Source organism: Microbispora sp. NPDC088329, from assembly GCF_040685655.1.
Classification (GTDB): domain Bacteria; phylum Actinomycetota; class Actinomycetes; order Streptosporangiales; family Streptosporangiaceae; genus Microbispora.
In genome coordinates, this window is sequence record NZ_JBFBIP010000009.1 from 196,783 (window position 1) to 206,060 (window position 9,278).

Here is a 9,278-nt window from a genome sequence, read left to right on the forward strand (position 1 = left end):
GGTCACCGCGCTCATCTGGTCACCGTGCCCACTTGGTCACCGTCACCGTCGTGCCCTCGCCGGGTACGGAGACCAGGTCGAACTCGTCCATGAGCCGGCGCGACCCGCTCAGCCCGAGGCCGAGACCGCCGCCGGTGCTCCAGCCCTCGGTCAGCGCCTGTTCGATGTCGGGGATACCCGGGCCGTTGTCGGTGAAGACCAGCCGCAGGCCGGATCGCGGGCCGTTGGCGACCACCTCGATCCTGACCCTGCCGCCGCCCGCGTGGACGAGGGCGTTCCTGGCGAGCTCGCTGGCCGCTGTAACGATCTTCGTCTGGTCGACCAGGGACAGGCCGATCTCGGCCGCGGCGGTCCTGACCTGCTGGCGCACCAGCACGACGTCACCATTGGTGGTGATGGGCAGCTCCGGCGGCCCGCTCACCCCGCGGCGCCCCTGACATGCTCCAGCATGGCGACGCCCTTCTCCAGGTTGAGTGCGGTGCGCACCCCGCCGAGCGACAGTCCCAGCTCCACCAGCGTGATCGCCACGGCGGGACGCATGCCGACCACCACGGTCTCGGCGTCGAGCATGCGGGTCATGGCGGCGATGGTGGACAGCATCCGGCCTATGAAGGAGTCGACGATCTCCACGGCGGTGATGTCGATGATGACCCCGCGCGCCCCGGTGGCCACGACCCGGTCCGCCAGGTCCTCCTGCAGGGCCAGGACGCTCTGGTCGTCGAGGTCGATCTGGATCGAGACGATCAGGATGTCGCCGAGCTTGAGGACCGGCACGCGCTCCATCAGACGCGCTCCGCCCGGACCGCGATCCGCGTCCCCGCCGTGTTCGCGACCTCGACGCCGCTGCGTCTGAGCGCGTACGCCAGCGCGTCGGCGAGCGACGCCTTGGTGACGATGTCGCCGAACTCGATGCCCAGCGTGACGATCGTGTGCGCGATCTGCGGGCGGATGCCGGAGATCACGCATTCCGCGCCCATCAGCCGGGCGGCGACGACGGTCTTGAGCAGGTGCTGGGCGACCTGCGTGTCGACCGCGGGGACGCCGGTGATGTCGATCACGGCGTGCTCGGAGCCGGTGTCCACCAGGGTTTCCAGCAGCTTCTCCATGACGACCTGCGTGCGGGCCGAGTCGAGGGTGCCGACGAGCGGCACCGCGACGATGCCCTCCCACAGCTTCACCACCGGCGTCGACAGCTCGAGCAGTTGCTCGGCCTGGTCCAGGATGATCTTCTCGCGGGCGGCGGTGTAGGTCTCGAAGGTGTACAGGCCGAGGTCGTCGATGAGACGGGAGAACCACACGAAGCCGCGCAGCGCCTCGGCCTGCCCGTCGGCCTCGATCAGCTCGTACACCGCCTCCTTGAGCGAGAACACGGCCCGCGCGGTCTCGGTGGGCGTGTAGCCCTGTCTGGCCCGTGCGCGGGACACCTCGGCGAGCAGGCCGCGCACGTCCGTGAGGTCGCGCTGCTCGCTCCCGAGCGCGTCGCGCAGCGCCTGGTGCAGGTCGCGAAGCTCGTCCCCGGGCATCCCGGAGAGCCGGGCCCACCGCTCGAGCAGCGGTTTCTCCTGCGACATGAAGAGGTCGATTATCCGCCGCCTGGCGGCGTCCGTGTCTACGGTCACGGCTACTCCTGACAGACAGCGACGCCGAGACTCAATGCAAAACTACCCGTACGTCGCATCCCGCCCCAAACGGGGGCAGGTCCAGATCATCTGCCGGGAGCTCAGCGGCAGTTCCGGCACTGACCGAAGACCGTGAGATGACGCACGTCGGTGGCGAAGCCCAGCTCGGTGTCGAGGGCGGAGACCAGACCGTCGACCAGCGCGGGGGCCACCTCGGTCACCTCTCCGCATCCCCGGCAGACGAGGTGGACGTGATCCGCCTCAGAGGCGAGATGGTACGTCGGAGCGCCGTGCCCGAGATGGGTGTGCGTGACGAGGCCGAGCTCCTCCAGCAGTTCGAGGGTCCGGTAGACGGTCGAGATGTTGATTCCCCGAGCCGTCTCCTGCACACGGGAACAGATGTCTTCGGGAGTGGCGTGCCCGAGCTGGCTGACCGCCTCGAGCACCAGCTGCCGCTGGGGGGTGATCCGGTAACCGCGGGCGCGCAGCTCCTCGTGCCAAGTCTCGGCCATGCCCCGAGTTTAGGTCGTGCGCGACTGATCGCGCCCTTCTCCGCGTGGCCGGGCGAGGCATCGCGGCGGCCGTCGCAGGAGCGGTGGGAAGTTCGCCGGATTAATCGTTTGCCCGCGCTCGTGCCGCTCGCATAGCGTGAAGGCACGCAGAAGGGAGGTGGTCCAAACAATGGTTGATCATTCTTGGGCTAGCGAGGTGGCTGTCCGCTAGGACTCGTCCATCTGGACCCTCCGTCTGGATGTCGTACGACGTCCCGGCGAATCCTCGACAGACACCGGAACCCCGGGCAGCCGGCGGCCGCGGACGATTCCCGTCCCGGCCATGGTCCAGCCGGCCCGCCTCTTCAGGATGCGGAGCGCGCCCGGGGTTCTTTCTTTTTCCCGCGCTGTTCCTCGACGTCGCCGACGTCTCTATTCCTCGAAGTCGCCGACCCGCTTGAGCTCCGCCGAGGCGTGCGACTGCAGCGGGTGCCCCATCGCCGACATGTCGTAGGCGTACATGAGATTGCCGTTGACCAGGCCGTAGAGCCGGTGGCCCGCGTTGTACTCCTTGGCCGTCGTGGTCCGCGCGACCACGTCCGTTCGCAGCTCGATCTTGTGGAAGACGACCTCCCCCACGTAGATCTCCACGATGCCGGTGGGATGCGCGAGGCACACCTCGATCTGGCGCTCGGGCTGGATCCGCCAGAACCCCGTCTCCGTGGACAGAGGCCGGACCTTGGCGCCGTCGGCGTCGAGCAGCCATGTGCGGCTCTGATAGGTCAGGAACGGTTTCCCGTTGTGACCGAAGACGATTTCCTGGCCGAAGTTGGCGCTCTCCATGGTGGGATAGCCGATCACCCCGGCGCCCTCCCAGCGGCCCAGGAGGAAGGCGATCGGCTCGAGGTCGGGATGTACGTCCATGATGACGAGCTTAGAGGCGCGCGAGCGGCCCCTCGGACGACAACGGCTCGCGCCGACTGCCCGACACGTACGGCTGTGCGGGGCGGGAACGCGGCGAGGCGCCGGCTGGGCGACCGCAGTAGGCTTGGAAAGATCACGGGACGCTGCCAGTGCCGCGATCGCCCGGATTCGCCGGGCGGAGCGGCACGCGACGGGGCGGGAACCGGCGGAAGGGGCATCGGCATGGCACGATCACTGGTCATCAAGGTGACGGCCGGGGCGGACGCCCCGGAACGCTGCAACCAGGCGTTCACGGTCGCGGCGGCCGCGCTGGCGAGCGGTGTCCCGGTTTCGCTGTGGCTGACGGGCGAGTCCTCGTGGTTCGCGCTGCCGGGGCGGGCCAAGGAGTTCACCCTGGCCGAGGCCGCGCCGCTGGAGGACATGCTCGACGCCGTGCTCGCCGCGGGCAGGGTCACCCTGTGCACGCAGTGCGCCGCCCGCAGGAACATCACCGTGGACGACGTGATCGACGGCGTGCGCATCGCCGGGGCCCCCACCTTCGTGGAGGAGGTCCTGGGCGAGGGCGTGCAGGCGCTCGTCTACTGACCTCCGCGCACGGTCGCGCCCGCCCGCCGGGGCCGGGCGCGACCGGGAACCGCGTCAGCCGGGCGCGGCCGGGAGCCGCGTCAGCCGGGCAGCACGGCGCGCAGGCGTTCGTCGCGCAGCGCCTGATACCAGCTGTCGTCGATCGGCGGCAGCGGTCCGGTCACCCAGCTCAGCAGGAGGTCGGCCAGGGCGGGGTTGCGTGCGAGCGCGGGCCCGTGCAGGTAGGTGCCGATGACACGTCCCGCGTAGCAGCCCTCCGTGCCGTCGCCGTTGCCGGTGCCGACGACGGTCCGCGACAGCGGGCGCACCCCCGGCCCCAGCCTGGTCACACCCATGTGGTTCTCGAATCCCGTCAGCATGGGCAGCCCCAGCGCGGGGTCGACCTCGCCGGCCAGCTCGCCGACGGCGCGCCGCTCACCCCGCCCCGAGCTGATGTCCAGCAGGCCGATGCCGGGCACCGGCTGCCCCTCATCGCCGCCGAACACCGTGCCCATGATCTGATAGCCGGCGCAGACCGCCAGCAGGGCCGCGCCGCGCTGGACCGCGGCGTGCAGGCCGCCGTCGCGGCGCAGCCGCTCGGCCCCGAGGATCTGCGGCCGGTCCTCGCCGCCGCCGATCAGGTAGACGTCGCCCTGCTGCGGCACGGGATCGGACGAGCGCACGTGAACGGTGCGGGTCGGGATGCCCCGGGCACGCGCCCGCTGCTCCAGCACCAGGACGTTCCCCTGGTCGCCGTACGTGCTGAGAAGGTCGGGATAAATCCAGACAATGGACAATTCAGACTGCACGGCCGAACTCCGCTCGGATCTGCTGGAACGCGGTGTAGTTGGCGATCACGTCGATCTTGCCGGGCGCCAGCGCCGTCACCGCCTGCTCGAACGACTCGCACAGCTGGAAGGGCACCCCGGCCACGGCCAGCCGCAACGCCAGGTCAAGCCGGCGCTCGCCGGTGACGAAGACGGGCCTGCCGCGCAGGATGCGATAGTCGACGTCCCACAGCCAGGAGGTGTCGCGGCCGTCCGGTCCCTGCGCGTTCACCGACAAGATGATCGGCAGCGCCGGGTCGGCGACGTCGAACGCCTCCAGCCAGCCGGCCGGGTTCTTGGCCAGCAGCAGCCGCAGCGAGCGGCCGTCCCGCTCGACGGTCGTGTAACGCCCGGCGACGGAGGTGACCGCGCGCAGCCGGGGCAGCGCCCGGGCCGGGTCGAGCCCGAGCGTCTCGGCGACCGCCAGCGCGACGGCGGCGTTCGCCCGGTTGGCCTGGCCGGGAAGCTGAAGGTCCAGGCGCCAGTGCTGCCCGCGCGGGTCGGTCACGTACTCCCCGTCGAGCAGCCAGCTCGGCTGGGGCCTGCGGAAGGTGCACTCACGGCACGCCCAGTTGGTGTCGGCCACCTGGGCCGGGGTCAGCCCCTGACCGCCGTTGCCGAACCCGGCGCGGTCGAGCGGGCCGCCGCACTCGGGGCAGCACCAGGAGTCCTCCCGCCAGCGCTGCCCGGCCGCCACCCAGGTGACCCGGGCGGCGGTCGACGCGCCCCAGGTGACCAGTGGGTCGTCGCAGTTGGCGATCACGTGGACGGGCTTGCCGACGAGCGCGCGCCGCCACTTCTGGGCCAGCAGCCAGATCTCGGCGGCCCGGTCCATCTGGTCGCGGCTCAGGTTCATGAGGCAGACGATGCCGGCGGCGGTGGTGTCGAGAACCTCGGGGAGGTACTTCTCGTCGACCTCGAGCACGCCGTACGGCGCGTCCTTGTTGGAGGCGAGCGCCGACACGTGCCCGGCGGGCATGTTGGCGCCGAACGCGTTCGTCGCCACGTCGCCGAGCTCCTGCAGCGCCGAGGTGATCAGACGCGTCGTCGTGGTCTTGCCGTTCGTGGCGCTGACCAGGACGAGCTTGCGGTCGGCCGCGAGCTTGCGCAGCAGGTCGGGCTCCAGCATGAGGCCGACCCTGCCGCCGATCACCGAGCCGTCGCCACGCCCGGTGGCCCTGGACAGCGTCGCGGCCGTGCGGCCGAGGGCGCTGGCGAGCTGCGCCCGCAACGGAAGCTGACTCATGACGCGATCCTAATGCCCCTCCTCAGGAGGGCGATTCCGCGCAACTGCACGATCACGTACGGCTTTCGCCCAGGCAGACGGGGCACCGCCGCGGTTCGTGCATGATCACGGAAGGTTCGGCCCCAGGTCAGGGGCCATGCGTACGACAACCACACGATCACGCGTCGAAGGTGATCTCGGCGGGGGCGTCGCCGTCGAAGGGCAGGACGAACCGGTGCGGCCAGGACAGCACGGTCTCCAGCCAGCCCGCGCTCATCGTCTGGGCCACGTACTTGACCCGCTCGCGCGGCTCGACCCCGATGGCGACCGTCGTCACGTCGCGCTGGATGCCCTCGTGCTCGTCGTCGCCCAGGATGACCCGCCACGCCAGCGCGCGGTTGCGGTCCACCTCCATCGACAGCGGGTGGTGGCGCAGCGCCTTGGCGCGGTGACCGAGCAGCTCGGTGCGCACACCGACCGCGACCCCGCCCTCCGCCGGCGCGGCGCCGTTGACCCCCTGATGCGGATACGGCCGGCCGGCGGGGTCGGTGCCGAACAGCGGATACTCCATCGCCGGCGCGGGGCTGCGCAGGTTGGGCGCGGCATGCCCGAACGGGAACAACCTGTCGACCTCGTGCAGCCAGCGGACCTGCGGGATCACCCAGGCCGCGCCCGGCCGCCCGCCCGCCCGCATCGGCGGCTCGCTCTCCGCGCCGTCCGCCTGACCGGCCGCCAGCAGCCCGGCGGCGACCTCGGCGGCCTTCTCGGTCAGCAGCGCCGGGTCGAACCACGTCCGCAGCGACCAGGCGCGGCGCGACACCGACCGCTCGACCAGCGTGGCCAGCAGGCACTCGCGCCGCTTGGCCGGCAGCTCCGCCCAGATGTCGGCGAGCACGCGCGGCACGCCCGGCAGCGACCGGTTCGTCACGAACGCCAGCACGACCGTGTCGGTCCAGATCCGCAGCCAGGCCCACTCCGGTGCCACCGCGAGCAGGTCCGCCTCGCGCAGCTCGACCAGCGTGCACGCCTTGCCCGTACGGCACTCGCGCCCGCAGGCGGCCGAGCGGCGCCCGCAGATGGGCGGCACCGGGCCGAGCGTCTCGCGCTCGCGGTCCTCGCCCAGCGGCACCAGGATGCGCAGCGGCCGGTCCATGCCGTCGGCGAACACCGCGGCGTACCCCGGCTGGAGAGACACCACCTGGCGCGACTGGTCCTCGCTCAGGTTCATCGCCGCGCCGACGAGCGCCCGGTCGTCCTCGGCCGGGAGCCGGTGCACGACCTTGAGCGCGGTGTTCTTCACCACGTCGGAGACGAGCTTGGTCGGGATCTGCTCGGCCACGATGATGCCCTCGCCGTACGCCCTGATCTCGGCGAGCATCCCGGCCAGCAACTCGACGGCGTGCGTGGAGGCCCGCTGGGAGCCCCGGTCGCGCAGCAGCCGGTGGGCCTCCTCGATGACGATGACGTGCCGCAGGCCGCCCGCGCCGTCCTCGCCCCGCGGTTCGGAACGGGCGCGCATCCGCAGGTGCTCGACGATGCGGATGATGAGCGTGCCCATGAGGAACGCCTTGTCCTCGTCGTTGGCGACGTCCTCGATCGCGAGCACGACGTTGCGCTGGAGCAGGCCGCCGATGTCGGCCGGGTGGCCGCCCTCGAAGAACCGGCCCGCGCTGCCGACGCGCAGGCTGCGCAGCCGCAGGCTGATGAAGCCCTCGACGTCGGCCTGGACCTCGTTGCCGTACCCGATCTCCTGGATGACCTCCAGCGCGTGCTGCTGGAGCTGCTCCAAAGTCGGTACGGCCGGCTGCACGGCGGCACCCGGGATCCCGCCTCCGGTGACCACGTCCCAGCCGTTGGCCTCGTAGACGCGCTGCAACGCCAGCGACATGATCTGCGGGAACGGCTCCTCGGCGTCGAACGCCGCCATGAACAGCGCCCGGACCATGTCGATGTGGGCCTGCACGGGATAGCCGGGCTCGGGCGCGAGCGGGTTGATGCTGATCGGCACGTTGTCGGGCGCCGAGGGGTTGATGACGGTCAGCGGCGCCAGATGCTCGACCCGGCCGGCCATCGCGGCGTACTCCGACTTGGCCGGCTCGATGGCCAGCCACGGGATGCCCGCCTTGGTGAGCTGTTCGAGCAGGTGACGCACGGTCTGCGACTTGCCCGAGCCGGTGGCGCCGGTGACGAAGGCGTGGCGGTTCAGCGTGGCCAGCGGCACCCGGAACGTTCCGACGGCGCGGTCCTGCCCGTCGACGATCGCGCCGAGGTCGACGGTCTCCGCCGAGCCCTCGACCTCGGCCTCGCTGGTCACGTCGAAGAAACCCGCGTCGAGCACCCGGACCCCCGGCACCTCACGGCGCGGCAGCCCGGCGAGCGCGGCGAGCGCCCCGGCCGTCGCCGCGAACGGCGCGGCCGCGCCGTCGGCCGAGTCCTGCAGGTTGACGGCCAGCGCCTCGCCGAAGCCGTACACGGACTCACAGGTGCCATCACCGCTGAGGGCGGGCAGCGACATCGCGCTGCGCAGCCGGTAGGGGTGGTGGCTCATCTCCACCGAGCCGACCAGCACCGGCGCGATCTGGCGCAGCTCGTCGGGGCCGGCCGCACCGGCGAGCACCCGGACGTTCCACAGTCCGGCCTCGCGGAAGGCGTCCAGCTCCTGCATCCTGCGCTCGGCCCGCTCGGCGTCGAAGCGCGACCGCTCGGAGGCGTCGCCGTACTGGCGCAGCACGTTCAGCTGGGTGCGCAGGTGGGCCACCTCGGCGTCGAGCAGGTCGGTCGGCTCGGCGACCACCACCCACGCGAACGGCCGGGACATGAGCGTGACCAGCGTCGACTCGAACAAGGTGGGCCGCTTGGTCTCGTCGGGCTCCGGCTCGCGCCTGCCGTACAGCGGCGGGGCCTGACGGCCGGGGCACGGCGTCCAGACGAGGTCGGCGAGGTCGGCCAGCCACTCGTCGCCGATCTCCACGCCGCGCGCGCCGCCGGGGAACAGCAGCGGCTGCGGGCCGGTGACCGGCGGTTCGGGCGTGGTCGCCGCCCGCTTCGGCGGCTTCGGCGGCGTGAGCGGTCCCGCGTTCGTGATGAGCTCCAGCGGCGCACCCGAACCCCGCGACAGCCAGCCGATGACGAACGGCCGGTTGCGCTGCGCGGCGGACAGGACCGCGGGGAGCACCGCGACGAAGTCCCACTCCGCGGACGAACTACGCGATGGGGCGGTGATCGCCTGAATCCGGTACCACGGCCCGCTCAGGGGAAACGGCTGCATCAGACCCCTCAGGTGACGACGAACAGGGGAGAGACTCTTTCAACGATCACGCCCGCACACCCCGGTTGACGATGCCCTTACCCGCAACGGACGGTGTCATGGCCGCCTGCGGCGTCGGGACGCGCTCATGACCGCCTGCGCCAGTCGAGGCGGGGCGGCGGGGGTCCCGCCGGTGGGAAGACACAGCGGGGAACGTCGGGCAGCGCACCCGGGCACGCTCATGACCGCCTGCGCCAGTCGAGGCGGGGCGGCGGGGGTCCCACCGGTGGGAAGACACAGCGGGGAACGTCGGGCAGCGCACCCGGGCACGCTCATGACCGCCTGCGCCAGTCGAGGCGGGGCGGCGGGGGTCCCACCGGT

9 protein-coding genes are annotated in these 9,278 nt (G+C 71.7%); 1 reads left to right on the forward strand and 8 read right to left on the reverse strand.

Translation table 11 applies throughout. The annotated features are described in order from the left end of the window. Positions 1 to 19 precede the first annotated feature (19 nt). The 5 genes from AB0O28_RS19435 to AB0O28_RS19455 form a co-directional block, all read right to left on the reverse strand. Positions 20 to 421 (reverse strand): anti-sigma regulatory factor, encoded by a 402-nt coding sequence (locus tag AB0O28_RS19435; RefSeq protein WP_363641949.1) that lies wholly within the window; start codon positions 419 to 421, stop codon positions 20 to 22. Continuing rightward, on the reverse strand, positions 418 to 783 hold the full coding sequence (locus AB0O28_RS19440) for an STAS domain-containing protein (protein ID WP_363641951.1): 366 nt from the start codon (positions 781 to 783) through the stop codon (positions 418 to 420). The genes AB0O28_RS19435 and AB0O28_RS19440 overlap by 4 nt, the downstream gene beginning before the upstream one ends. Continuing rightward, positions 783 to 1,619, reverse strand: a complete 837-nt coding sequence (locus tag AB0O28_RS19445; protein WP_363641953.1) for an STAS domain-containing protein — start codon at positions 1,617 to 1,619, stop codon at positions 783 to 785. The genes AB0O28_RS19440 and AB0O28_RS19445 overlap by 1 nt, the downstream gene beginning before the upstream one ends. Before the next feature lie 101 nt (positions 1,620 to 1,720). Further along, complete coding sequence (locus tag AB0O28_RS19450; RefSeq protein WP_363641955.1) at positions 1,721 to 2,131, reverse strand: Fur family transcriptional regulator; 411 nt, start codon at positions 2,129 to 2,131, stop codon at positions 1,721 to 1,723. A 411-nt stretch (positions 2,132 to 2,542) separates the two neighbouring features. Further along, positions 2,543 to 3,034, reverse strand: coding sequence for an FABP family protein (locus tag AB0O28_RS19455; RefSeq protein ID WP_363641957.1), 492 nt, complete (start codon positions 3,032 to 3,034; stop codon positions 2,543 to 2,545). A 222-nt stretch (positions 3,035 to 3,256) separates the two neighbouring features. Between AB0O28_RS19455 and AB0O28_RS19460 the strand changes: the two genes are divergently transcribed. Continuing rightward, positions 3,257 to 3,619, forward strand: coding sequence for a DsrE family protein (locus AB0O28_RS19460; protein ID WP_363641959.1), 363 nt, complete (start codon positions 3,257 to 3,259; stop codon positions 3,617 to 3,619). 80 nt (positions 3,620 to 3,699) lie between these two features. Here the strand turns inward: AB0O28_RS19460 and AB0O28_RS19465 are convergent, their stop codons facing one another. From AB0O28_RS19465 to AB0O28_RS19475, 3 genes are all read right to left on the reverse strand, one after another. After that, positions 3,700 to 4,407 carry a glutamine amidotransferase gene (locus tag AB0O28_RS19465; protein ID WP_363641961.1) on the reverse strand — a complete coding sequence of 236 codons (708 nt, stop codon included), beginning with the start codon at positions 4,405 to 4,407 and terminating at the stop codon, positions 3,700 to 3,702. Next, positions 4,397 to 5,671 carry a MurT ligase domain-containing protein gene (locus AB0O28_RS19470; protein WP_363641963.1) on the reverse strand — a complete coding sequence of 425 codons (1,275 nt, stop codon included), beginning with the start codon at positions 5,669 to 5,671 and terminating at the stop codon, positions 4,397 to 4,399. The genes AB0O28_RS19465 and AB0O28_RS19470 overlap by 11 nt, the downstream gene beginning before the upstream one ends. A 157-nt stretch (positions 5,672 to 5,828) precedes the next feature. Further along, positions 5,829 to 8,918 (reverse strand): ATP-binding protein, encoded by a 3,090-nt coding sequence (locus tag AB0O28_RS19475; protein WP_363641965.1) that lies wholly within the window; start codon positions 8,916 to 8,918, stop codon positions 5,829 to 5,831. Between the last annotated feature and the right edge of the window lie 360 nt (positions 8,919 to 9,278).